The sequence below is a fragment of the uncultured Thiohalocapsa sp. genome (assembly GCF_913063425.1).
In the GTDB taxonomy this organism is placed as follows: Bacteria; Pseudomonadota; Gammaproteobacteria; order Chromatiales; family Chromatiaceae; genus Thiohalocapsa.
This window is the reverse complement of the sequence record NZ_CAJXYK010000053.1, coordinates 14,304-37,661: the sequence shown is the minus strand read 5'-3', so window position 1 is coordinate 37,661 and position 23,358 is coordinate 14,304. Positions and strand designations below refer to the sequence as shown.

Here is a 23,358-nt window from a genome sequence, read left to right as displayed (position 1 = left end):
GAGGAATAGTCGTTCTATTCCGAGGAGTTGTAACGCAGCCAGGCGCCGCGCGGGGCGTGCCATGGCGGCCGTAGCGGGGTCCACCCGGGCGGTGAAGTGCAGAGTGTGTCGCAATCGCAACCGGCACAGCCATCCGCGTATGCGCTGAAGCGGTCGACTGCTCTTTCTAGGTTGAAGCCAAGCCTCGCCGGCAGCTCGCTCACCCGGCGGAGCAACGCGCGAGCTTGGGCATCTTCCGGAGCGCCTTCGTGCTCTTCGTGGCTTCGTGGTTGCACCTAGAAAGACCGGCTTCAGGTTGAGGCGCGCACGTCCGGCGCTGCGCCCGAGGGGAGGTCCGGGGCCGCACCGGCCGGGTCCTGTCGCGATGCCGCCGTGTGCCGCAGCAGCCGCTCCAGCAGCAGTGCCCAGAGGCCGAGCACGGCGACGGTCATGAGGGCCATGATGGCCCGGGAGCCGGTGCGCACCTCCCGCGGGATCAGATCGTCCAGCGTCAGCGCCAGCACCGCCAGCACCAGCACCGCCGCGAGGCGCCCGAGCCCGCCGGCGCGCGGGTCCAGCACCGCATCGCGCAGCAGCACCAGGGCCGCCGGCAGCAGCAGCACCAGGTGATGTGTCCAGCTGGCCGGCGCCGCGAGGAACACCCAGAGCGCCAGCAGCGACAGCTCCAGGTCCACCGCCACCGGGTCCGCGCCGCCGGTGCCCGCCGTGCAGCGCCGGGCGCGCAGCAGCACCGAGGCCAGCACGGCGCGGCCGGTGGCCAGCGCCAACCCCAGCACCAGGGCCGTGGTGATGAGCCCGGCGGCGGCGGGGCTTGCCACCAGAGGCTCCGTGAACTTGTTCGGCACCAGCCAGCGCGCCACCTCGCCGGCGATGCTGCGGTTCCAGGGCGCGGCGATGCTGGAGTGCCCCGGCGGCAGGGCCGTGAAGCTGGTGGTGCCCGGCACCTGCGCCCACCAGGCGGCCCAGCTGCCGGCGGGGGCCACCGCGATACTCGCCCACAGCAGGGCGACGCCCCCGAGCACGGCGCCGAGCAGCAGCCAGAGCCCCGGCCCGGGGCGGCGCCCTGCCCGCAGGCAGCCGAGCGTCCCCAGCAGCAGCAGCCCGTAGTGGGGCTTGGCGACGCTGCCGAGTGCCAGCGCCGCGCCGGCGGCGAGGCGTCCGGGGCCGCGCGCCGGCGGTCCGGGGCGGCTGAGCCGCAGCACCCGCCAGAAGCCCCAGAGGCAGAGCAGCAGCAACAGGTTCACCTGGTGGAAGTGCAGCGTCAGGTACAGCCCGCCGAAGCAGGCGATGTAGAGCGGCCCCCAGGTGCGCAGACGCCGGGCGGCGATCTGCGGTGCCGGCGGCTCGGGTCGCGGCAGGAATGCCGCTCCCACAGGCCGCGCTTGTTGTGAGAGCGGCCGCTGGCCGCGATCGCTGTGGTTGGGCTCTGACCGCGGCTCGGGTCGCGGCAGGAATGCCGCTCCCACGGGCATGTGGGCGAGGTCCCGCGGCAGCAGGAGCATCACCAGCACAGCCAGGGCCAGGTTCAGGCACCAGAGCAGGTCCGCCGCCTGCGCCAGGGTGAGCCCGGCCAGCGGCTGCAGCAGGAAGAGGGCGGTGGGCGGGTAGGTGAAGGGCAGGCCCGCGTCTTCGGCGCGGGTGTAGGGCTCGGTGCCTGCCACGAAGACCTGCTGCGCCGCGCGCCAGTAGACGGCGAGGTCCAGCTCCCGCAGCGGCAGCAGCCAGACCACCACGGCGAAGAGCACCAGCGCCGCCGCCAGCGGCCAGTAGTGCGGGCCCGCAGCGGCCTGGCGGTCAGTCTTCGGCGTCCGCACGGGCCGCCGCCGCGGCGTCCACGATGGCCGTGTCGTCGCGGAACCGGTAGGCCTCGCGGATGAGCGCGAGCCGGGCCCGGTCCTCCCCCCAGCGCCGGCGCATGGCCGCCGGCACCTCGCTGCCGTCGCGCCAGATGCGCCAGAGCATGGCCGCGTTCTCCCAGTAGGCACCGGCGATGTAGCGCCCGTCCGGGCTGAACACCGCAGCGGCCACGCCGCCCAGGCTCGCGCTCAGGGGCAGGAAGTCCTCCTGCACCGGCGGCTCGGTGCCCTCCCGCGGGGCCGCCGTCGGTGCGCGCCAGAGCCGGATGCTGCCGTCGCGGGACGCGGTCAGCAGCCAGCGCCCGTCCGGGCTGAAGTCGGCGCGGTAGATGCGGTCCTGGTGGCCCGCGAGCACCGCCAGCGCCCGCCCGTCCGGGCGCCAGACCCGCGCGGTCTTGTCCAGGGACGCCGTCACCAGCTGCCGCCCGTCCGGGGCGATGTCCACGCTGTAGACGCGTGCCGTGTGCCCTTCCAGCCAGCCGCGCAGGGTGCAGGCGCCGTCCGTCGGGTCCAGGTCCAGCAGCGCCACGCGGGCATCTGCGCCGGCCACGGCCGCGAGCCGGCCGCCGGCGCCGAGGGCGATGTCACCGACCGCGCCGACGCCCGCCGCCAGCTCGCAGCCCCGGCGCCAGGTGCCGGCGGCTCCGCGCACGAAGAGCCGGAAGCTGCCGGCGTCGTCGCCGGTGGCCGCGAGCGTGACCTCCCCGAGTCCGCGTACCGCGGCGGCGGCCACCGCCGCCTTGCCATGGGGCAGTGTCGGCGTACCCTCCAGCGGCGCACAGGCGTCCACCAAGAAGAGCCGCACCGGCGTCGCCGGGTCGTCGGACGTGGTGAGCAGCCAGCGGGCATCCGGCCCGAACAGGGCGTTGTAGACGGCGCCGTCGGGTGCGTCCGCCGCCGCGAGCCGGCAGGACTGCTGGGTCACCAGGTCGTCCACCCGGGCGCTGCCGTCATAGCCCGCCGACGCCAGGAGCCGGCCGGAGGCCGAGAAGCGCACCTGCCGCACCCGCGCACTGTGGCCCTTGAGCACCCGGAGCTCCGTGGGCGCCGGGCGCTCTGCGGTACGCTCGTAGCGCCACACGCGCACGCCGCCGTCGTAGCCCGCGGTGGCCAGCAGCAGCGCCTTGCCGTTGGGCGCGAGGGCCTGCGGGGCGTCGGCCATGTCCAGGTCCCAGACATGGTCCGGATGCGGCAGCTCGAAACCGAGCCGGGTCACCGGCTCCACGCTCCACAGCCGCACGGTGCCGTCACGACTGGAGAAGGTGGCGACCCGCTGGCCGTCAGCGGTGAATTGGCCGCTGCTCACCGCCGCGTCATGGCCCAGCACCGCCACCGGCTTGCCCGTCTCCAGGCTCCACAGCCGTGCCGTCTGGTCCAGGGACGCCGTCAGCACCAGGTGCTGGCCGTCCAGGTGCGGCGCCGGCGCCGATGCGATGTCCACGTCGCCGACGCTCAGCTCGTGGCTGCCCAGCACCACCGCCTGGCCGTCGCCCGCCGCGTCGTCGCCGTCGGCACCGTCGGCCGCGGCCTGCTGGCCAAGCGTCCAGCGCACCACCTGACCCTCGTCGTCCACCGCCACCAGAAAGTCACCGTCCGGCGCGAAGGCCACGTCGCGCACCGCGGTGCGGTGCACCTTCACGCGGGTGCCGCCGATGACGCTGGTGGCGAGCTCGCCGGTGGGCGTGCCGTCCGCGGCATAGAGCCGCACCCGCTCGTCCGCGGCGGCGACGGCGATGCGCTCGCCGGCGGCGTCGAAGACAGCCGCGTTGAAGGGCCGCCCCAGGGGCCCGTCCGCGGGCAGCGACAGCAGCCGGCGCGCGCTGGGGATGTCGAACACATGGCTGCGCCCGGCGCTGGAGGCCGTCACCAGGCGCTCGCCGGCGGGGCCGAAGGCGAGGCCGCGCAGCTGCCCCTCCGCGAGCTTGCGGTGCAGCAGCACCTGCCCGGGCAGGGCCAGGTCCAGCACGCAGACGCCATCTTGCCCGCGGGTATCCGCCACGGCGATGGCGAGCAGGCGGCGGTCCGGGCTGAGCGCGAAGGCGCTGCCGGGCTCCGCGCCACAGGGGTACAGCGGCACCGCGTCCACCGCCGCCGGCAGGCGCCAGACGCCGTTGGTGCCGATGCCGATGACCTGTTCCGCATCGCCCAGCACCAGCGTGTGCACGCCCAAGCCCTCCGCGCCCAGGTCGCGGTCGGCGACGAAGCGGCCCTGCCCCAGCCGCCAGAGCACCGGGCCCTGGTCCGGGGTGCTGCTCGCGAGTATCCCACCGTCCGCGCTGATGCCCGGGGTGCGCACGCTGTCCGGGTCCGGACCCGCCGCGGGCGCCATGGCCAGCAGGCGGTTGGCGTTGAAGGCGAGGCTCAGCTTGCGCACCGCCTGCTCCGGCAAATCCGCGCTGGCGTCGATGACGTTGATGACCGCCTGCGGCGTGTTGCCGCGGGCGATGTGCAGCTCCGCCTCCTTGAGCAGGCTCTTGTGCAGGTTGGTCCGCGCAATGCGCGAGGCCTGCCAGGCGAGACCCGCCGCCACCACGGCGCCGAGCAGCAGCGCCACCAGCACCAGGCCGGTGGCCCGCACCAGGCGGTTGCGCCGGCGCAGAAAGGCGAGGTGTGCGGCGGAGGCGCGCAGGAACTCGCGCTCCAGCGGCTCCAGCTCCTGCGGGTGGGCGTCGGCGAAGGCCCGCACCGCCGCATAGCCGCTTTCGCGGTAGAGGTATTCCCGGTTGCAGTCGGTGCGCTTCCACAGCCGCGCCTGCCGCGTCAGTTGCGCCCGCAGGACAAGGCTGCGGCGGTGCTCGGCGTGGCGGAGCCAGTCCCGCACCGGCGCCCAGTCGGTGAGCAGCGCCGGATGCGCGAAGCTCGCCACCGGGCGCATGGACGCCCAGTTGGGGGTGGGCTCGGGGGCGGCGTCGGTCTGGGCTGGGGTCTGCGCGGCCGTGCTCGTGGCGGCAGCCGGAACCGCGTCGCTGCCGGCGCCTGCCGCCGCTGCAACCGCCGGCGCCTCGGCCGCGGCCGGCGTCTCCGCCCCATCGCCCCGGCGACGCAGCCGGCGCAGGCGCCATTCCGCGCGCCCCTGGCGCCAGGCGCCGGTGAGCAGGCTCCACAGGCGCAGGTCGGGCGGCTCGCAGCGGGTCAGCAGGACCGGGTCCTCGAGGCCCTCCGCCACCACCAGCCGGGCGTCCACCAGCGCATGGACCAGCCGCCGGCAGTCCGGGTCGGCGCGCAGCAGGGTCAGGTCGCCGCGGCGCGGCTCGGGGCGGGCGCCCGCGGCGGCGTCCATGCTCACCAGCGCCCGGCAGAGCCGCGGCAGGGCGCCGCGGGCGGCGGGGTCGAGGTCGGCCCAGAGCGCCTCCGCCCGGGCCAGCACGGTGCCGCGCACGCCGCCGGCCGCCTGCACCTGCGCCGCCGTCAGGCGCAGCTCGCCGCTGCCGGCGGCCTCCGCCTGGGCACGGTCATAGGCCGCCGCGAGCAGGGCCTGCACCGGCGGTGCCCAGGCGCGCAGGGCCGCCGCCTCCGCCTCCACCTGCTCCACCACGCCCCGGCCCTCGCCGACGCTGCCGCTGTCCAGCTCGACACCGGCGACCCGCGCCGGGATCTCGATGACTTGCCGGATGCGCGCCGCCGGCGGCGGCTCCAGCGCCAGCCACTGCGCGTCCAGGGGCCGCGTCGGGTCCAGCAGCGTCTCCGCCCAGGGCGCGAGCCGGTGCAGGGCATCGCTGCGCAGGGCGGCGAGGGTCCAGATGGCAGGGTGGCTGGCCAGGCCACGCAGGGCCGCCATCAGGGTCTCCACCGCCGCGGGGTCCGCCGCCAGCACCGGGTCCAGCGGGTCCAGGATCACGGCGAGCCGTGCCTGGGCCTCGGCGTCGCCGCCCTTGGCGAGCTGTGACAGGGCGCTCGCCAGCTGCCGCGCCGCCACCTCGGGCGCCGTGGCCAGCAGGCGCGCCAGCGCCTGCGGTCCGAGCCCGAAGGCCGCGAGCGGTGCACCCAGCACGTCCGCCGCACACAGCCGGGCGGCAAGGGCCGCCACCGGCGTGGCGCCCGCGACGGCCGCGTCCCCGTCGGCAAAATCCACAAGGGCGCAGCGCACCGTGGCGATGTGCTCGAACAGGAAGGGCCGCGTCAGCCGCGGCACCAGTCCGGCACGCAGCAGCGAGGTCTTGCCGCTGCCGCTCGGGCCGCTCAGCAGCAGCACAGCGGGGCGCTGGGTGGGGCCCTGGGTGGGGCGCTGCTCCAGGCGCTGCAGCAGGGCGCGGATCTCCTGCTCGCGGCCGGTGAAGACGCGCTCGTCGCCGATGTCGAACGGTCGGTCGGCGCGGAAGGGGCTGCCGTGCCAGTGGCCGGCGCCGGGGGCGGCGCGGCGCTCGGCGCTGATGCGGCGGTTCAGCAGCTTGCGCAGCTGGGTCTCCACCAGCTCGCGGAAGGCGGCATCGCTGTCGAAGATGCGGAAGGCGCGGCGGAAGCTGTTATCTTCGTTGTAGAAATGGTGGCGGAAGAACTCGTCCAGACGGCGGCGGTCCTCCACCGCCTCGCGGGCGCCGGCGGCGTCGGTGATGTCCACCAGGCGCGGCGCCGTCTTCTTGTACACCAGCACCTCCGGGGTGCCGCCGCGCGCCGAGGCCTGCACGGCGTTGACGAACTCCCATTCGGTGCCGGTCATGCCGCGGTAGGGCTCCTGCGGCAGCGGCGAGCCGAGGCGCGTCCACAGGATCACCAGCACGATGTCGCAGTCTTCGGGCTGGGTCAGGCCGGCCTGGAAGGTGCGGTCGGCGGTAAGGGCCTCCTCTTCCCAAAGGACGGCCTGGAGCTGGAAGTACGGCAGATATTCGCGACCGAGGCGCTCGACGATGTCTTTCACGGCCGCGCGCTCGTGCTCCACGTCGGCGGGCGAGGAGACGAAGATGCGGATGCGCTCGTCGCGGGCGCGTTGATTCATGCGCGTGGCGGCCGCGGGTGGGGGTCGGGCATGGCTGCATCATACCGGTGCGGGGGCTGGGGTGGCGTGCGGCGCGGCGGCTGCGGCGGCGCACTGGCCCGTCGGCTTGCTCGACAGCGGGCGCAGCCCTCGCGGTACAATCCGGGACACCGGCCGACCACGCGGCAAACCAGCCATCCGGAGGACGGTATGACACAGCACCCGCAGTGGGAACCTCTCAGCATGGATGCCCTTCTGAGCGAAGCGGTCGGCATCATCCTCCGCGAGCCCGACGCCGAGGCCTTCCTGCGCTGGGGCCGGGCGCGCATCCCGGACGTTCTGGCGGGCGTCGAGTCCCTGGACGCCGACGACGCGCGCCGGCTCGCCGCGCTGCTGGCCCAGGCCATCTGGAACGCCATGCCGCGCCCGGACCTGGGCTACCGCCCGAGCCCGCTGCCGGAGCCCGAGCCGACGGCGCCCTGCCGCTGCGGCTCCGGCGCCGCCTACGCCGACTGCTGCCAGGCCGCCGGCGAAGTGCCCGAGCTGCCGCCGGAGATCCTCTGGGACCCGCTGCTGGACCAGCTCGGCGAGCCCCAGCTCCAGGCCGCCGTGCAGAGCGGCGCCGTGCCCGAGCCGCTGCTGGCCAAGGTGGCGGACCGCTGGCTCGCGCTGGAGCGCCCGGGGCGCGCCGTGGCCCTGCTGGAGCCGCTGTTCGCCGGCGATCTGGCCGCCCTGGACGAGGCCTTCGAGCCCGCGCTCGACATCCTCTGCGACGCCTACGACGCCCTGGACCACTGGAAGAAGAAGCAGGCCTTCCTGCTGCGCGTCACCGACACCGCCGCGCCCATCCTCAAGTCCGCCGCCTGGCAGCGACTGAGCGTCATGTTCATCGACGAGGGCGATTTCGAGTACGCCGCGGACGCCTTCGCCCAGGCCCAGCGCCACGGCCCGGACCATCCGGGCACGGCGCTGCTGGAGATCACCCTGCTCGCCGCCCGCCATCAGGACGACCACGCCCGCGCCCGCGCCCAGTTCTGGCAGCACAAGCTGCGCCGCGCCGGGCACGACGGCGCCGGCATCCAGGACTTCCTGGCGCGTGCCCGCGAGGACCCGCAGCAGGCCCTGATGATGAGTCAGGCCGCGGCCATGGACCCCGCCCTGCTGCGCGTGCGCGAGTGGCTCGCGGGCCTGGCCCAGCGTCCGCTGCCGACCCTCGGGCAGGAGGCCATCGACGACCCCCTCACCTGCGGCGACTCGCGCCAGCTGCCCCTGTTCGACCCGGAGCTGCTGCCGCTGCCGCCGGCGGCCCGGGAGGGGCGCTGCTGTGCCCTGACACCGGCGCGCGGGCTCGCCGACCTGGAGCGCCGCTGGCGCCGCGCCTTCCCGGGGCCGAAGCCCCTGTCCACCATGCTCGCCGGCCCGGAGCACGAGCAGGTCTGGCTGCGCGACGAGTGGCTGGACCTGCTGGAGGTCAGCCCCGCCGCGGCGGACAGCCTGGATGTACTGGACGACCTGGCGACGGCGCTGTACGTGCACCCGGAGAGCAGCCTGCCCTGGGTCGCCCGGGTCATGCTGGACCCGGTGCTGGAGCGCGCGGAGGCCATCCTGCGGCACAACCTGGGTCCGGAGCCTGCCGCCCTGCCCTGGACCGACCCGCGCAACCGCCCGGCCCTGCGGCTGCTGTTCCGGCGCTGGCGCCAGCATGCGGACGCCGGTGCCGACGGGCCCGCGGTGGCGCTGGCGGAGCTGCTGCTCCAGCTCAACCCCCGCGACAACCACGGCGTGCGGGCGGAGCTGATGAACCATTACCTCCGCGCCCGCGAGAACGAGAAGGCCCTGGCCCTGGCGCGGCGCTTCCCCACCGACGCGCTGGCGGACATGGCCTATGGCGAGGTGCTGGCGCTGTACCGGCTCGGCCAGCAGGAGCGCGCCGCGCTGGTGCTGCACGAGGCCGTCGGCCGCCTGCCGCGGGTGCCGCGCTTTCTGCTGCGCAAGCGGGTACGGCGCCCGAGCCTGCACCAGGGCGGCTTCATGGCCGGTGGTGACGACCAGGCCTGGCTCTACCGGCAGGCCATGCGCGATGTCTGGGCGGCGGAGCCCGGGCTGCTGGCCTGGATGAAGAAGCTGACCGCCTGAACCCGGTAAGCGCGAGCCTGCCAGCCTCCAGCCCCAACGAGTATCGGTATCTCAATCGGTACCGGTATCGGGATTGGGATCGGCATCGGCATCGGCATCAACACCGCAGTCTCGATCACACCGGCGACCACGTGGGCCGCTGACTGCGCAGTCAGACCATCCTGGCCCGATATCATCAGGGCTGGAAGCCCTGGCTAAGCAGGGCACGCCCGCGCACAAACGGAGTCGGGACCAAGGCCGAAATCACCGCCAATACCAACACCGAATGATCCATCACGCCCCCGACAAGCCCGATCATCGACACCCCCCGGAATCCAACCCGGTCCCCAGCACAACAGCCTGCCCCAGGCTGGGCTCAGGGTCTGCCGGGCGCAGGCCCTATCCCGCTTTCGACCGATATGGAGACCCGACATGAGCGCCTTCCACCAGGTGGTATTCACCGGCCGGCTCAGGCCCGGCATCAACGCGGAGCAGGCGGCGCGGGACTTCGCGGCCGTGTTCAAGCTGCCGGAAGAGAAGGCCTGGCGGCTGATTCTGGATGCGCGCGAGCATGTCCTGAAGCGCGAGGTGGACGATGCCAACGCCGAGCGCTACCGGGAGGTGCTGGAGGAGATCGGGCTGGAGGTCCGCATCGAGCCCGCCGGCACGCCTGTGGGCACCGCCGCGCCTGCGCAGGACCAGCCCGCTGCGCAACGGCCCCTGAGCGGTGCCACCGGCGCCGAGCCCGATGGCGTCGGCACCAGAGCGCAGCAGCCGGCGCCAGAGCCCGACCCCGGCAATCCCTACGCCCCGCCGCAGGCCGAGCTGACGCAGCCCCTGAGCGATGAGGGCCCCATGGCCGGCCCGCAGTCACTGCCCGCCGGCCACGGCTGGCTGTGGATCAAGGACGCCTACGCCCTGTTCCGCGGCAAGCCGTTCGTCTGGATGGGGGTGTATCTCGTCATCAATACGATGAGTCTTGTCCTGAACTGGATTCCCCTGGGCTCGCTGGTCTGGTTCTTTATTGCCCCCATCCTCGCCGGCGGCGTCATGGCCGGTGCGCGGCAATTCGACAGACAGGGCGTCGCCCGGGTGGGCATGGTCTTCGACGGCTTCTCCGAGCGGGGCGGCCAGCTGGCCCTGATTGCGGTGTTTTATCTGGTGGGCATCCTGCTGGCGGCACTGGCGCTGGGCCTCGTCGTCGCCGCCGGCCTCGCCGTCTCCGGCACCAGCCTGGAGCTGATGATGGAAGACAATCCCGCCGCCCTGCCCGCCATGATGGGCGCCGCCTGGGTGCTGCTGCTGGTGCTGGTGTTTTTCGCGCTGATCGTTCCGCTGGTCATGGCTTACTGGTTCGCACCGGCGCTGGTGATGCTGGAAGGCCTGGATGCCCTGCCGGCCATGCAGGCGAGCTTTCGTGCCTGCTGGCTCAACATCATGCCGTTTCTGGTGTTCGGGCTGGCGGTGCTCGGCCTCTCCCTGGTCTTTGCCGTGGTGATGAGTGTGGCCGTGGGCATTCCGGTGGCCATCGCCTCCGGCGCTGCTTCGCTGTTCAACGGCTCCGTGCTCGGCTTCGCGGCGGCGACGCCCTTCGGCCTGCTCGCCTTCGTCATCGGGCTGGCGCTGATCCTCGCCGCGGTGGCCATCATGTCGCTGGCCCAGTACACCGGCTACCGCGACATCTTCCGCCACGCCGGCTGATGCCATGCGCCGCTGGCTGCTCATCGGGCTGACCGCGCTGGCGCTGCTGCTGGCGGCGGGCGCCGGCTGGCTGTACTGGCTCGGCAAGCGCGCGGAGCCCAGGTACGCCGGCGAGCTGGCGCTGCCCGGGCTCGGCGCGCCCGTGACCCTGACCTTCGGCGCGCACGCCGTGCCCAGCATCGAGGCGGCCTCGGTGGACGACGTGGTCTTTGCCCAGGGCTACATGCTCGCCGCCGAGCGCATGTGGCAGATGGATATCCTGCGCCGCCTCGCCGGCGGGCGGCTGGCGGAGGTCTTCGGTGCAGCGGCCCTGCCGGCGGACCGCTTCTACCGCACCATGGGGCTGCCGCTGGCCGCACGCGAGGCCTATGCGGCGCTGGAGCCCGAATACCAGCAGCTGCTGCGCCGCTACGCCGAGGGCGTCAACGCCTACCTGGAACAGGCGCGCGGCCGCCCGCCCATGGAGTACTTGATCGCCGGCTTCGAGCCCGCCCGCTGGGAGCCGGTGGACAGCCTGGTCATCGGCGAGTACATGGCCTGGATCAACAGCGTCAACCTGCGCGAGGAGCTGTCCTTCCTGAAGCTCGCCGCCCGGCTCGGCAACCGCAAGGCCCTGGAGCTGTTTCCGGTGGACGTGGGGCTGGCGCCGCCGGAGACCGTGCATGCCCTGCCGGACTACCAGCCCCTGGCGCGGCAGCGGGTCACCGACCCGCCGCGCACCGCGCAGGCCCTGCCCGTGGCCGCGACCCTGAGCGGCGGTGCCAGCAACATCTGGGCCGTCACCGGCAGCCGCAGCGCGGACGGCGCCGCACTGCTGGCCAATGATCCGCACCTGAGCCCCTCGGCGCCGGCCATCTGGTACGAGCTTGAGCTCATCGCCCCCGGCCTGCACGTCGCCGGTCTCGCCCTGCCCGGGGTGCCGCTGGTGCTGTTGGGGCACAACGCACACCTGGCCTGGGGCATGACCACGGTGACGGCGGACACCCAGGACCTCTTCGTCGAGGAGCTGAACGCCACCCGCGACGCGGCACGGCGGCCCGAGGGCTGGGAGCGCGTGCGCACCCGCACCGAGCGCATCCCGGTGGCGGACCGCGCAGAGCCCGAGGTGCTGCGCATCCGCAGCACCAACCATGGCGTGCTCATCGACGATGTCATCGGGCCCGACAATCCCGAGGGCCTGCCCAGCGTGCGCATCGGCGACGCCCTGGCGCTGCGCCGCAATCTGGACGTGCCGGAGCGCTCGCTGGCGGGTTTGTGGCGGCTCAACACCGCCACCACCGTTGCCGAGGCGCGGGCCGCCGGCGCCGATCTGCACCATGTCTCGCAGAACCTGGTCATCGCCCATCGCGACGGCGGCATCGGCTGGCAGGTCACAGGCACCCTGCCGAAGCGCGGTCGCGGCTCCGGCATGCTGCCTGTGCCCGGGTGGGAGCCGGGTTACGGCTGGCAAGGCTGGCAGCCGTTCGGGACCAACCCCGGGGTGACAAGCCCACCGGACGAGCGCCTGGTGAACGCCAACAACCGCAGTGTCCCGGAGGTGCAGGCCGGCGCGGTGGGGCACAGCTGGCTGCCGCCGTACCGCGCCGAGCGCATCCGGGAGCTGCTGGAGGGCGCGGCGGACCTCTCGGCGGCGGAGCTTGCGGCCATGCAGGCGGACCGCGAGAGTATCCGCGCGCGCGTGTTCATGGCCGCCCTGCGGCGCACACTGCCGGCGCTGCGGGAGCTGGACCCAAAGGCGGCGCGCATCGCCGAGAAGGATCTGCTGCACTGGCGCGGGGACTTCCCACCGCAGAGCCATGCGGGCGCCCTGTTCGGGCTGCTGGTGCCGGCGCTCTACCAAGCGCTGTACGGCGACGAGCTGCAGGACGACCTGAGCGTGCTCATGCAGCTCGACACCAACACTTACGGGCCGCTGGACGAGGCCCTGCGCAGCGGACGCTCCGCCTTCTGGGATGACGTGACCACGCCCCAACTGCAGGAAGGCCCGGCGAACATCTGGCGCGAAGCCGTGCTCTCCGCCCGGGCACGGCTGGACGAGCTGCTGCCGCGCGGGCCGCAGCGGCTGGATCGGCTGCGCGGCGTCACCTTCCGCCATGCCTTCGACGGTCAGCCCTGGGTGGGGCGCCTGTTCAGCGTCGGTCCGGTGGGGCTCGGCGGCGACAACGCCACGGTGAATGTGGCCAATGCCTCGGTGCTGGCGCCGCGGCGCATCGGCTACATCCCCTCCATGCGCGTGGTCTACACGCCGTCGGACTGGTCAGGCACCCGCGGCAGCCTGCCGCTCGGCCAGTCCGGGCATCGCTTCTCGCGCTTTCGCACGGACCAGCTGGACGACTGGCTCGCCGTGGACACCCATCCCTGGCCCTGGCATGGGCCGGCACCCGGCACCGAGCAGGGTACCTTGCGCCTGACGCCCGCCGCGACGGACTGAGCCCGCAACTTGTGTGACGGCAGCCTCGCCGCCGGGCGCCCGCGCTGGTGCCCCGGACGTGCGACGGCCTATGCTCCGCCCTGCGTTGCAGCCTGGAGACCCCGCATCATGTCCCGCCGCCAACCCACAAGCCCCAACACCCGGGCCCTGTCCGTCACTGCCGCCGTCCTGGGCCTGCTCGGGGCAGCCGACGCCCCAGCAGCGCTGGTGGCCGGCGTGAGCTTTGACCCCGCCAACGCCGTCACTACGGTAACGGTGGAGAGCCTCGGCTACAGCACGCCCTTTGGTCCCGCCCTCCCAAGCGACACATCGCCCGACTGGAGCATCGGCACTTCCCTGGGCAGCCGCTTCCAGCGGCCGACGTTCCAGGACGGTTACTCCGACGCCGGGCCGGTCAGCGGTGCAGCCGGCACTGCGGTCACCCTGGGGCAGGAGCCTGCGTTCCCGTCGAGCGGGCACGTGCGGGAGATCATCCGGCTCACCTGGGGTGGGAGCCACGCGCTCGCCGACGGCAGTGGCGTCGATCTCGCCGTGTTCGAGCAGGCCACCAGCGAGGCCTTCGCCATCAGCGTGCACGTCACCGGCAGCGGGCCAATGGCCGGCTGGAGCCCTTTCTTCTACATCCCCTACGAGAACGCATACGACCCGGTCTATGACGCCACCCCGACACTGGTGGACCTCGATACGGACCTCGGCCGCGCCGGCGCCACCATTAACGCGCTGGAAATCGCGAGCCTGGCGCCCGAAGACACGGTGGCGGACGCCATCGCCGGTGCCGATCCCGGCCTCGGCCGCGGGCAGGTGACCTTCGGCGGGGCCTCGGGCGGCCTCCAGCCTGCGCGCTACAGCAGCTCCCGGGACGCCTGGGTGGCCTTCGAGTCCGCCAAGCTCGACCCGGATCTGCAATACGTCGTAGGGCTGCACGCGTTGGTGCCCGGCGCATTCGCCGACGTCAGCACGGCTGCCAGCGCCAGCCATGGCTCGATGCCGGACCGGGTACCGCCCACCGGCGCCCCCACCGGGGTGCCGAGCATCGGTGCGGCGCCGCTGTTGCTGTTGGGGCTCGCCGGGCTTGGTGCCCTGCGCTGGGGCGGCACGGGCGTCACCAAGCGTTCAGCAACACGGTGAGCAGCTGAGGGCGAATCAGGGACGCGCACTCGCCGTTTCGGTTTGAGGTGGATGCGCTTTGCTGATCCACCCTCCCATTGAAAAGGGGCATTGCCCTGTGGGGACCTGATGCCTCACCCGGCCGCGCGCGTTGTGCGACGCGGCCCGGTGGGCATCAGCAGGAATGGCAGTAGTAGCTCGGCAGCCCCGCAATACGGCAGGCCTGCTTGCAGCCGCCGTTGGGGAAGAGCCGATCGAGATCCCGGCGGGTGCAGTTGGTGTGCGGGCAGAGCTCGTGGCCGAGGGCGCGGATGATCACCTTCGGTGACGGCGGCATATCATGGAAGGCGTAGTACTCGCGCAGGAAGTCGATGACGCTCCAGTGGCGGTCAGTGAGCGTCAGGCCTTCCTCCGCGGCCAGCGCTTCGGCAACGTCGTTGTCCCAATCCATGAAGCTCGCGAGATGTCCTTTCTTGTTGAAGTGAACCTCGCGGCCGGCGATCTGAACGGCGGTCATGCAGTTGTCTCCTCCACCATCTGGCGGTGGCTGGGCTTGGTGCCCGGCGTTGCGCCGGACGGGTTTTCTCGATTGGTTTATTAGAAGATTTGAAAGTCGTGGAACAGGTGCTGTGCCACCTGTCAAGGAAAGATAGACCAAAGCGGGCCGCCGATGGCACCCGCGGAGTAGACCTGGATCAATTGGAGGGCAGTTCGCGGCGCGGGAAATGCCGCGCGGTAGAGCCGGAAGCTATGCCGGCCGAACGCCCCGGGAGCGGGGCGTGCTGCTGCGCAGGCGCAGTGGGGGCGGGGACAGCGGGGCGGTGGATGCGCGTGAGGGGGGCTGGCGGCTACCAGCTGACGGCGCCCTCGGCGACGCCCTGGAGCATGTCCGCGACCTCGCGCATCACCGGGCTCGCGTCGGTCTCGTCAGCGGGGATGCGGCGGTGCACCACGTAGGTGGTGTCGGGTTCGTCGGGCAGGGTGTAGACGGCGATGATGAAGGGACAGTTGACGATGCGGGTGGGGTCCTCCGCCGTCATCCTGCGCGAGAGCAGGGCGCTGCAGAACTCGATGGACTGGGCATGGGTGTAGATCGTCTCGTCCATGCCGAGGTCCTTGCCGGTGCGCTCCAGCATTTCGTCCATGTGCATGACATTGTTGATGTACATGCCGCGCTCCTGGATCGCGAGCTTGAGCCCGTCGATGACGTCCCCGAAGCTGCTGTCGCTCTCGTAGACGGCGTAACGCTCGTCAGCCGCAGCAGTTGCGGCGAAGACGTGGCAGACCAGGGCGATGGCGGGCATGACAGGCTGCGCAAGGGTCCGGACGCGGCGCCATGGCATGGAAGTGTCCTCCGGAAGCTGCCTTGTGGGGGTTATTTGGGCTCGCGACGCGCTCAGGCGGGCGGCGGACAGTGAGCCCGCCGCCCGGGGCCGCGTCAATACTGGTCCATGGGCCTGAAGGCCGGCGCGGAGGGCCAGCCGTCACCGCCACTGCCGGGGGTGGAGGGGGCCGGCACCGGCGCCGCCTGGCGGCTCTCCAGCTGCTCGATGCGCCGCTTCAGGGCCTCGATCTCGCGATCCTTGGCGCTGTCGGTTTCCGCGGGTGCGGCCGGAGTGGTGGGTGCCGCGGGCGCCGCCGGCGCGGCATAGCCGGGGGCCGCATAGCCGGGTGCCACCGGGTAGCCGTAGCCGGGGGCACCATAGCCGGGGGCGCCGTAGGGTGCATAGCCGGGCGCACCATAGCCGTAGGGGGCACCGTAGGGCCCGTAGCCGCCGTAGGGACCCCAGGGACCCTCGTCGTAGTAATCGTCATCGTTGCCGCCCATCCAGCGGCCCGGGTTGAACATGTCCCCGAAGTTGATGGCCTGAGCGGCAGGGGCGAGCATCAGCACAGAGACGAGGCCGACGAGTGACAGGGCGCGGGCTTGCATAGCCACGTGAGACATCCTCCAAGATCGGTGATGGATTGTGGCCGGCGGGCTGCTTGCGCGCAGCCGGCGAGCCACGGGTCCGGTGTCGTCCGCTGCGGGGCGATCTGAGCCGCCTCCGCCCGCGGGGCAAGGATAGTACAGCGCCATGCCCACGAGGGTCGTGGGCGCGCCGGTGCTGCCGCTCAGCCCGAAGCCTGTCGCTGCGGGTGGGTGTGCCCATGCCCGCCGTGGTCGTGGGCATGCGCATGGCCATGGCCCTGACCATGCCCGTGTTCATGCTGGTGGCGGTGCCGATGGCCCCCAGCGTGCTCGTGCGCGTGTCCGGCCTGGCCGCCGTGCAGCAGCGCGCCGTCCGGCTGCAGCGCCGGGCGCGCGGTGGTGCCGCGGGCGATGCGCTCGCGCTGGGCAGCGAGCTCCGTGCGCAGCCAGTCGAGCCAGGGCGCCAGGCTGTGGGCGTCCCGACGGGCGCTCAGCGTGAGCAGGGGTGCCGGCGTGGCGAGCCCGCGCAGACTGTGCTCGGCGCGGGCCGGGTCGAAATCGTCGAGCACCGGCAGCAGGTCGGCCTTGGTGAGCAGCACGAGGTCCGCAGCGCGGAACATCACCGGGTATTTGGCCGGCTTGTCGTCGCCTTCCGGCACCGACAGCAGCGTCACGTTGCGGTGGTGCCCCAGGTCGAAGCTCGCCGGGCAGACCAGGTTGCCGACGTTCTCGACGAACAGGATGTCCACGCCCGTCAGGTCGAGCCGGTGCAGGGCGTCGTGCACCATGTGGGCGTCCAGGTGGCAGGCGCTGCCGGTGGCGATCTGAATCGCCGTGACGCCCTTGGCGCGGATGCGCTCGGCGTCGTTCTCGGTCTCGAGATCGCCCTCGATGACGGCGATGTTGAGCTCATCGCCCAGGGCGTCGATGGTGGCCTCGAGCAGGCTCGTCTTGCCCGCGCCAGGCGATGACATGAGATTGACGGCGAGAATGCCGCGGGCATCGAAGTGGGCGCGGTTGTGGGCCGCCTGGTGGTCGTTCTCGCCGAGCAGGTTCTGGAGCACCTCGACGGCGGCGTGGCCGTCGGCCGTCTCGGCGTGCTTGCCGCCGGGACGCACCAGATGCTCGTTGCTGGACGTGACGTTACAGCCGCAGGTGTCGCACATGGGTCAGCTCCGGATTCGCTGCTGTTTCTGTCAGGGACTATAGCAGCGCCGCCTGCGAATTTGACCATGCGTCCTGCACGGTGCGCCTTTTCTCGCGCACCGAGGGGCCATTGCGGTGGTGGCGCCCGCCTGCAGGCTGCGTTCTGCGCGGCCGTCGGCGGAACCGCGCAGCAGTGAAGCGCGCAGCTGCTCAGTCGCCGTCCTGCCCGGGGTCGGCATCGGCAGCCTCCGGCACGCTCATTTCCAGGTTCGCGAGCAGCAGCTCGTCGCCGCTCACCAATCGGGTGTGCCAGTCGCCGCAGGCGCCGCAGAGCAGGCGGTTCGGCGTCGCATCCGTCTCCGCGCCACAGGTGACGCAATGCACCCGCACGGGCGCGGGCTCGATATCCAGCACGGCTTCCTCGGCGATGGTGCCGGCGGCCGCCAGCGGAAAGGCGTTGCGCAGCAGCGGCGCCTCGACGCCGGACAGCGGACCGATGCGCAGCAGGATGCGCTCCACCCGTTCCGCGCCGTGATCGGCGGCGATGCGCTGCACCTGATCGAGCAGCGACTGACAGACCGAGAGCTCATGCATGTGGGGCCTCGCAGGCGAGGCTGCCGCGCGCGGCGCTGCGCGGCAGGCTCCGAAAAGCCAGGCACCCTAGCGCCGACCCTTGGTGCGAACACTGATGCGCATCAAAGCCGCAGGTGGCTCGCGCGTCGCGGTGCCTGACCAAGGCAGGGAATAGGACGACACTGCGCCAGTTCAGACACGACGCCGTCAGTGTCGCAGCGCGCGAAGGCCGAGAGTCCGTTTGCCGGGCACCGGCAAGGCTGCAAGGCATCGGTGCAGAAGCACTCAGTCGTCCGCGTCGGCCGGCGACACGGTTGTAGGGGGCGGCGCGCTCGCGGGCTCGAGATCGAGGCCCCGCAGCACCTGGGCGCGGTCGCGCAGCTCGCCGATGATGCGGCGCAACGGCGGCGGCAGGCTCTTGATGAGCGTGGGCGTGGCCATGATGTCGGCCTGCGCGCCGGCGTCCGGATTCACCATGACATCGATCACTTCGATGTCGTAGCGCGCGTCGACCGACTCGGCACAGATCGCTTCCAGCGTGGCGATGGCGCGCCGGGCGCTGCGGGTCATGCCACTGATATAGAGCCTCAGGGTGTAGGTCTGCATGTCAGGCGCTTGTTGGAGCTTGCTGCCGGTTTCTGCGCATGCCTTGGTCCGTCCAGCCAAGCCGGATGCGCGGCTTTCCCTGATTGAGTCTAGGTACAAACCCCGATCTTGCCAAACCCCTCCCGCCCGGATGCGTGCCGAACAGGGTGCACAACGCTGCCGCAGTGCGATCAGCGCTGCTCGATGGCGCAGGCCCCGTCGCGGCAGCGGCGCTCGAAGCGCCAGTCCGCGAAGCGCCGGTAGGCGGCATCCAGTGGGCGCGTGAGGCGCAGCGTGGAGACCACGCGCGCCAGCAGCCGATAGCCCGGCAGCTGCCGCCAGATGGCGACGAACGCGGGCACGCCCTGGATGAGCCGGCCGTCGGTGTCCTGCACATGCAGGCGGCGCATGGCGGTGGCCTGGTCCAGGCCGGCGGCGGCGAGGGCCTCGGTGTCCTGGGTGATGTCCACCCAGCGGATGCGCCCGGCCCGGTCCACGCGCCGGTAGTGGGCGATCTCTTTGCTGCACAGCGGGCAGCCGCCGTCGAAGAAGGTGGTGAGTGCTGTCTCGGTGGCTTGGGTCATGGTGCTCTGCTGCTGTGGTCGGTGTGGTCGGCGGTGGTGGTCAGTCAGCGCCGGCGTCTGCATCAGGCGGGTCCAGTGGCACCACCAGGTCGCCCACCGCGAGCGTGCCGGATGTCAGCACCGCCGCGGTGATGCCGCCGTGCCCGCGCATGGCGTTGTAGCCGCCGGCGCCAAGGGTCTCCTCCATGCGTGAGCAGGGGTGCGCGAGGCCCGTCATCACGAGCACCGCGCTGCCGATGCGAAAGCGCTTGTCCTTCAGCGCCAGCAGGTTGATGCCGGACACCACCAGGTTGCGCCGCAGCCGCGCCGGGTCGATGGGCGGCTCGCCGAGCAATGCGCCCAGCACCGCGAGGTGCTCGGCCTGGATCAGCGTCACCTGGCGCTTGCGCTGCCCGCGGCCGGCCCGCTCCGGCTGCGCATAGTGGTCACCGGCAAGGCCGAGACCGGCTTGGGCCTCCACCTGCTCCAGAGGCTCGACGGCACCGCGCTTGCCGGCGCGGATGCCGATCCACACCACCCGGCCCGCCTGCGGAAAGCGGGCCATCATGGCCGCGAGCGGCGCCGGCTGCGTGCGGCGGCGCCAGAGGCCGCCGATCCCGGCGGCGGCGCTGGACCGGGCGGTGCCCGGCGGCATGGTTGTCGACGTGCTTGTCTGCATGGGCTCTGCGAGTGCTGACGCGGGTGGCCGGTTGTGCTCCGGACCGGGTGCTATATTGCGGCCTACACCGGCCGCGCAACCGCGGCCGCGCACGGGAAGAATCCGCGCCCCATGACCTTGCTGCCCCCGCCTCTGCTGCGCCTGCTCCTGGCCACCGCGGCGCTGCTGCTGTCCGGCTGCTCGGGCATGCAGCTCGCCTACAACACCGCCGATTTCTTCATCGAGCGCTATGCCGACGATTATTTGGGCCTGGACGGTGCGCAGATGGAGCGCTGGTCGCCGACGCTGGATGCTGCGCTGAGGCAGCACCGGCAGGACGAGCTCCCCTACCTCGCCGCCTTCTTCGACAGCGCCCAGAACGACGCGCGCAAGGGGTTCAACCGCGCCGACGTCGCCTGCCTGCTGGACCAGTTCGAGGTGATCTACCGCCGCCACTTCACGCTGGCGGCGGCGGCCGCCGCGCCGCTGCTGGCGGACCTGGACCAGGGCCAGATCAGCGCGCTGGAGCGGCGCTTCCGCGAAGAGGCCCGGGAGGACGCCGACGACGCCGCCCGCCCCGAAGCGGAGCGGGTCGCCAAGCGCGTCGAGCGCTATGCCGACAACATGCGCTGGTGGCTCGGCGAGCTCGACGCCCGCCAGCGGGGCATCGTGCGGGACGTGGTGGCGGATCTGCCCGAAACCGCCACCTGGTACGAGTACCGCGACCGCAAGCGGCGCGAGCTCATTGCGCTGCTGCGCCGCGGCGCGTCGAGCGCGCGCGTCGAGGCCTTCCTCACCGACTGGCTGGTGGACTACAGCGACATGCCGCCGGCGCTGGCGCGAAGTCAGCGCGAGCTGCGGGCCGGCATCACGGATTTGCTGGTGCGACTCGACGACAGTTTCAGCGCAGCGCAGCGGCGTCAGCTCATCGACCGGCTCACGGGCCTGCGCCGCGACTTCATGCGGCTGCAGCGCGACCCGCACATGGCGCCCGTGGCCTGCTGACAGCGCCGGGCGAGCGCCGGCGAGGACACGGGCATCCACCCTTGAGCGGCGAGCGCAGGCCAACCGCGCAGGGCTCCCACACCAAACCGCGGAGACAGGCCGTGAGCCCAACAGATCCAGCCACCGACACCGCGACCGCGTCCGCGCCCGGTCGGCTGCGCACCTTCGTGGGCGCCTTCGGCTCGGGTCTGCGCGGTCTCTGCGGCCGGCTCTGCGGCGTGCAGGGCCTGAAGCTCTTGGCACTGGCCGCACTCCTGGCGGTGGTGCTGCACCTGCTCGGCGTGCTGCTGCTGCCGTTCTGGCCCTTCACGACCCGCGGCAGCATCTACGTGGACAGCCCTGAGGTCTACACCCGGGAGCGCCTGGTGAACGACCGCTACGACCAGGACTACTGGCTGCGCCAGCAGCTCGAGCGCCTGAGCGCGGTGACACCCGAGGATCTCGCCTCGGGCCGACTCTACAGCCGTGCGGCGCTCAGCGCCGGCGCGCAGGCGGAGGCCGCCGGCGGCGTCCCCGGGCAGGACGCGGGCGACCATGGGGCCGGCGCCATGCAGCAGCTCTCGTTTCGGGATCGCTTTGCCGTGCTTTCCGGCATCCGCGACATGATCCGCCAGCAGATCCTGGAGAACATGCTGGACGACCGCCACGATCTGACGGCCAACTCCATCTACGGGCTCAAGTTCGACACCACCGTGGTGCCGGGGCGCAACACCCGCGACCGCGCCTTCGTAGCGGTGACGGTCGAGCCGGAGATCGTCTTCGAGGACATCGAAGCCAGCGGTCCCGGGCTGACCGACTATATGCGCACCTATGTCTGCCGCACGCGCAGACCAAGCGACGGCGCAGACGCCTGCGAGGGCGTGGACGCAGCGCAGCAGGCCGCCTACGACAAGCAGGCGGCGCTGTACCAAGCCTGGCTGGATGACATCGAAAAGCGGCTCAACACCAACGAGGCATCGCTGGTGCAGAGCATCGGGGAGGAGGACGAAGCCTGCCCGAGCCCCGCCCCCGGCGTGCGAGCGGAGCAATATCCCGAGCTCATTCGCCGCACCCTGGATGTGGTCCTGAGCCTGCCGGAGAAGCGCTTCCTGATCGACCATCAGGGGCGCTTCCTGTCGCAGGAGGCGGCGCTCGAGGCCGGGATCGCGGACGACAGCGATGCCGCTGCCGATCCTGATACCGATCTCGATGCCGATCCCGGCACGCGCACGGATGCGGGGGCGGATGGGGCGGAGGTGACAGCCGTGGAGGCGAGCGGGGAGGATGCCGTCGCCCCAGAGAGCGGCGAGGACAACGGGCCGCCGACCGCGGAAGGCGGGAGTCCCAAGGGGGGCGCCATCCGGCTCACGGAGCCTTGGGCCAAGTACATGGAGATCCAGGTGCAGCCCATCCGCGCCAGCGACGAGACGGCCTGCAATGTGCGCGTCAACTTCCGGGTGACGGCGCCGCGGGATTTCTTCATTGCGCGCCGAAGGAGCGCGGCGACCGAGCCTGCCGAAGCGCTGCCTGAGGCGAGCTGTGCCCGCACCCAGTCGCTGTTCCCCATCGGCTGGACCGAGGACGATACCTGGCAGCTGCTCGTGGATGAGTGGTATTTCAGCCAGATCAACGACACGCGTGCGAGCTTCGAGCCGCGCTACCCGATCCCGGATGCGTTGCTGGACGCCCTCGCCGAGACCGCGGCGGACACTGCAGCCGACGCCCGGGTCTTCCTGACCTGCCCCGAGCTGGTGCGCGCGGATGATGTCATCGTCAACCCGCCGAGCGGCCTGTTCAACTTCATCGAGAGCATGCGCGAGCTGGACGCCTACACCTACGCGGTGTTCCCGAAGAACGACGTGCTCGGGGTGCTGCGGGACACCGCCCTCGCCGGCGCCGGCGGCACCGGCGGTGCCGGCTTCGACCTCATCCGGCGGCTGGTGCAGAGCGGCACGGAGTCGATGGCCATCGGTTTCGGCAACGGCTCCACCGGCAAGAGCGACGGGGAGCGCGTGGGCTTCGGCTGGGTCATCTCGGCGCCGGCGGAGATGGCGCCCAGCCTGCGCTCACAGCTGGTGCTCATCTCGGTACCCGCCTGGACCGACAAGGTGCAGGTGCAGGTCACCACCGGCTGGCTCGACGGCCGCGGCCGGCGCGATGCGGTGCAGGTGCACCCGCCGGTGGAGATCCGCCTGCCGCCGGACGTGACGGCCCTCGACTCCATCTTCCGCAACCAGGGCTGGGTCTCGCCGGCGCCGCGCATCAAGGACGAGGCCATGGACAAGGCCATCTATGTGGTGGCCGAGCAGCCCGCCAGCATCCTCATCCCAGGCACACGGCTGTGGCGCAGCACCGCCGTGACCCTGGGCGCGCAGCCCGCGGACCGCATTCGCGTGCTGCCGAACATGGAAGGCATCATCGCCGAGTTCCGACCGGTGCAGCTGCCGTTCGCGAAGTTCAACCCGCGCCCCACTGCCGAGGGCGAGCCGGAAGAGGCGGAGGCCTGCACGCTCACGGAGCCCGCGGACAAGGGCGCGGCGCCGCGCGACATCGAGGAATACAAGGATCTGCGGGTCCGCCCGGTGCGGTTGCGGGTCTGGACCAGCGAGGGCGTGGCCGCAGCGACGCGCCCGGCCTGCGTCATCTACGACCCGCGCGCGCAGATCACCGCCCGGGTGAGCGGGGACCGCGAGTCGGTGCCCGACAATGGGCAGACGGATGGCGGCGGAGATGCCACGCCAGAGGCGCCAGCCCCTGGCGACGCGGCCCCCGGGGATGAGCCCGATCCCCAGCAGGAGTAGGGGCTGCTGCCCGC

General features: G+C 72.2%; 16 protein-coding genes. 6 read left to right on the top strand and 10 right to left on the bottom strand.

What is annotated here, in order from left to right; all coding sequences use genetic code 11:
• Window positions 1–290 precede the first annotated feature (290 nt).
• Together QZ607_RS21760 and QZ607_RS21755 are read right to left on the bottom strand one after the other, a co-directional pair.
• Entirely contained in the window at window positions 291–1,814 is a 1,524-nt protein-coding gene (locus tag QZ607_RS21760; protein ID WP_295887129.1) for a glycosyltransferase 87 family protein, read from the bottom strand.
• Window positions 1,795–6,789, bottom strand: a complete 4,995-nt coding sequence (locus tag QZ607_RS21755) for an AAA family ATPase (protein ID WP_295887127.1) — start codon at window positions 6,787–6,789, stop codon at window positions 1,795–1,797. The genes QZ607_RS21760 and QZ607_RS21755 overlap by 20 nt, the downstream gene beginning before the upstream one ends.
• A 222-nt stretch (window positions 6,790–7,011) precedes the next feature.
• Between QZ607_RS21755 and QZ607_RS21750 the strand changes: the two genes are divergently transcribed.
• The 4 genes from QZ607_RS21750 (at window position 7,012) to QZ607_RS21735 (ending at window position 14,143) form a co-directional block, all read left to right on the top strand.
• Window positions 7,012–8,904, top strand: a complete 1,893-nt coding sequence (locus QZ607_RS21750; protein ID WP_295887125.1) for a hypothetical protein — start codon at window positions 7,012–7,014, stop codon at window positions 8,902–8,904.
• A gap of 411 nt (window positions 8,905–9,315) precedes the next feature.
• On the top strand, window positions 9,316–10,584 hold the full coding sequence (locus tag QZ607_RS21745) for a BPSS1780 family membrane protein (protein ID WP_295887123.1): 1,269 nt from the start codon (window positions 9,316–9,318) through the stop codon (window positions 10,582–10,584).
• Window positions 10,585–10,588: 4 nt separating this feature from the next.
• Entirely contained in the window at window positions 10,589–13,015 is a 2,427-nt protein-coding gene (locus QZ607_RS21740; protein ID WP_295887121.1) for a penicillin acylase family protein, read from the top strand.
• 108 nt (window positions 13,016–13,123) lie between these two features.
• Entirely contained in the window at window positions 13,124–14,143 is a 1,020-nt protein-coding gene (locus QZ607_RS21735; RefSeq protein WP_295887119.1) for a hypothetical protein, read from the top strand.
• A 154-nt stretch (window positions 14,144–14,297) separates the two neighbouring features.
• On the opposite strand, the gene QZ607_RS21730 is transcribed toward QZ607_RS21735, so the two are convergent.
• The 8 genes from QZ607_RS21730 to QZ607_RS21695 form a co-directional block, all read right to left on the bottom strand.
• A complete protein-coding gene (locus QZ607_RS21730) occupies window positions 14,298–14,639 on the bottom strand; it encodes a TusE/DsrC/DsvC family sulfur relay protein (RefSeq protein WP_295887117.1) in 342 nt (113 codons plus the stop codon).
• Between the two features lie 331 nt (window positions 14,640–14,970).
• On the bottom strand, window positions 14,971–15,426 hold the full coding sequence (locus tag QZ607_RS21725; protein ID WP_295887115.1) for a DUF302 domain-containing protein: 456 nt from the start codon (window positions 15,424–15,426) through the stop codon (window positions 14,971–14,973).
• Between the two features lie 134 nt (window positions 15,427–15,560).
• Entirely contained in the window at window positions 15,561–16,055 is a 495-nt protein-coding gene (locus tag QZ607_RS21720) for a hypothetical protein (RefSeq protein WP_367268238.1), read from the bottom strand.
• 182 nt (window positions 16,056–16,237) lie between these two features.
• On the bottom strand, window positions 16,238–17,200 hold the full coding sequence (gene hypB, locus QZ607_RS21715; RefSeq protein ID WP_295887111.1) for a hydrogenase nickel incorporation protein HypB: 963 nt from the start codon (window positions 17,198–17,200) through the stop codon (window positions 16,238–16,240).
• A gap of 190 nt (window positions 17,201–17,390) precedes the next feature.
• Window positions 17,391–17,774: a hydrogenase maturation nickel metallochaperone HypA gene (locus QZ607_RS21710; protein ID WP_295887109.1), complete on the bottom strand. Its 384-nt coding sequence runs from the start codon at window positions 17,772–17,774 to the stop codon at window positions 17,391–17,393.
• 264 nt (window positions 17,775–18,038) lie between these two features.
• Window positions 18,039–18,359 carry a circadian clock KaiB family protein gene (locus QZ607_RS21705; protein WP_295887108.1) on the bottom strand — a complete coding sequence of 107 codons (321 nt, stop codon included), beginning with the start codon at window positions 18,357–18,359 and terminating at the stop codon, window positions 18,039–18,041.
• A gap of 170 nt (window positions 18,360–18,529) precedes the next feature.
• A complete protein-coding gene (locus tag QZ607_RS21700; RefSeq protein WP_295887106.1) occupies window positions 18,530–18,922 on the bottom strand; it encodes a thiol-disulfide oxidoreductase DCC family protein in 393 nt (130 codons plus the stop codon).
• 40 nt (window positions 18,923–18,962) lie between these two features.
• Entirely contained in the window at window positions 18,963–19,580 is a 618-nt protein-coding gene (locus QZ607_RS21695; protein ID WP_295887104.1) for an MOSC domain-containing protein, read from the bottom strand.
• Window positions 19,581–19,691: 111 nt separating this feature from the next.
• Between QZ607_RS21695 and QZ607_RS21690 the strand changes: the two genes are divergently transcribed.
• Entirely contained in the window at window positions 19,692–20,564 is an 873-nt protein-coding gene (locus QZ607_RS21690) for a DUF6279 family lipoprotein (protein ID WP_295887102.1), read from the top strand.
• A 101-nt stretch (window positions 20,565–20,665) separates the two neighbouring features.
• Complete coding sequence (locus QZ607_RS21685) at window positions 20,666–23,344, top strand: hypothetical protein (RefSeq protein ID WP_295887100.1); 2,679 nt, start codon at window positions 20,666–20,668, stop codon at window positions 23,342–23,344.
• The last annotated feature ends 14 nt before the right edge of the window (window positions 23,345–23,358 follow it).

Coding starts and splice junctions, on each gene's coding strand:
- QZ607_RS21755 (WP_295887127.1), bottom strand. CDS start 6,789: ATGAATCAACGCGCCCGCGACGAGCGCATCCGCATCTTCGTCTCCTCG.
- QZ607_RS21750 (WP_295887125.1), top strand. CDS start 7,012: ATGGATGCCCTTCTGAGCGAAGCGGTCGGCATCATCCTCCGCGAGCCC.
- QZ607_RS21745 (WP_295887123.1), top strand. CDS start 9,316: ATGAGCGCCTTCCACCAGGTGGTATTCACCGGCCGGCTCAGGCCCGGC.
- QZ607_RS21740 (WP_295887121.1), top strand. CDS start 10,589: ATGCGCCGCTGGCTGCTCATCGGGCTGACCGCGCTGGCGCTGCTGCTG.
- QZ607_RS21735 (WP_295887119.1), top strand. CDS start 13,124: ATGTCCCGCCGCCAACCCACAAGCCCCAACACCCGGGCCCTGTCCGTC.
- QZ607_RS21730 (WP_295887117.1), bottom strand. CDS start 14,639: ATGACCGCCGTTCAGATCGCCGGCCGCGAGGTTCACTTCAACAAGAAA.
- QZ607_RS21725 (WP_295887115.1), bottom strand. CDS start 15,426: ATGCCCGCCATCGCCCTGGTCTGCCACGTCTTCGCCGCAACTGCTGCG.
- QZ607_RS21720 (WP_367268238.1), bottom strand. CDS start 16,055: ATGCAAGCCCGCGCCCTGTCACTCGTCGGCCTCGTCTCTGTGCTGATG.
- hypB (WP_295887111.1), bottom strand. CDS start 17,200: ATGTGCGACACCTGCGGCTGTAACGTCACGTCCAGCAACGAGCATCTG.
- QZ607_RS21710 (WP_295887109.1), bottom strand. CDS start 17,774: ATGCATGAGCTCTCGGTCTGTCAGTCGCTGCTCGATCAGGTGCAGCGC.
- QZ607_RS21705 (WP_295887108.1), bottom strand. CDS start 18,359: ATGCAGACCTACACCCTGAGGCTCTATATCAGTGGCATGACCCGCAGC.
- QZ607_RS21700 (WP_295887106.1), bottom strand. CDS start 18,922: ATGACCCAAGCCACCGAGACAGCACTCACCACCTTCTTCGACGGCGGC.
- QZ607_RS21695 (WP_295887104.1), bottom strand. CDS start 19,580: ATGCAGACAAGCACGTCGACAACCATGCCGCCGGGCACCGCCCGGTCC.
- QZ607_RS21690 (WP_295887102.1), top strand. CDS start 19,692: ATGACCTTGCTGCCCCCGCCTCTGCTGCGCCTGCTCCTGGCCACCGCG.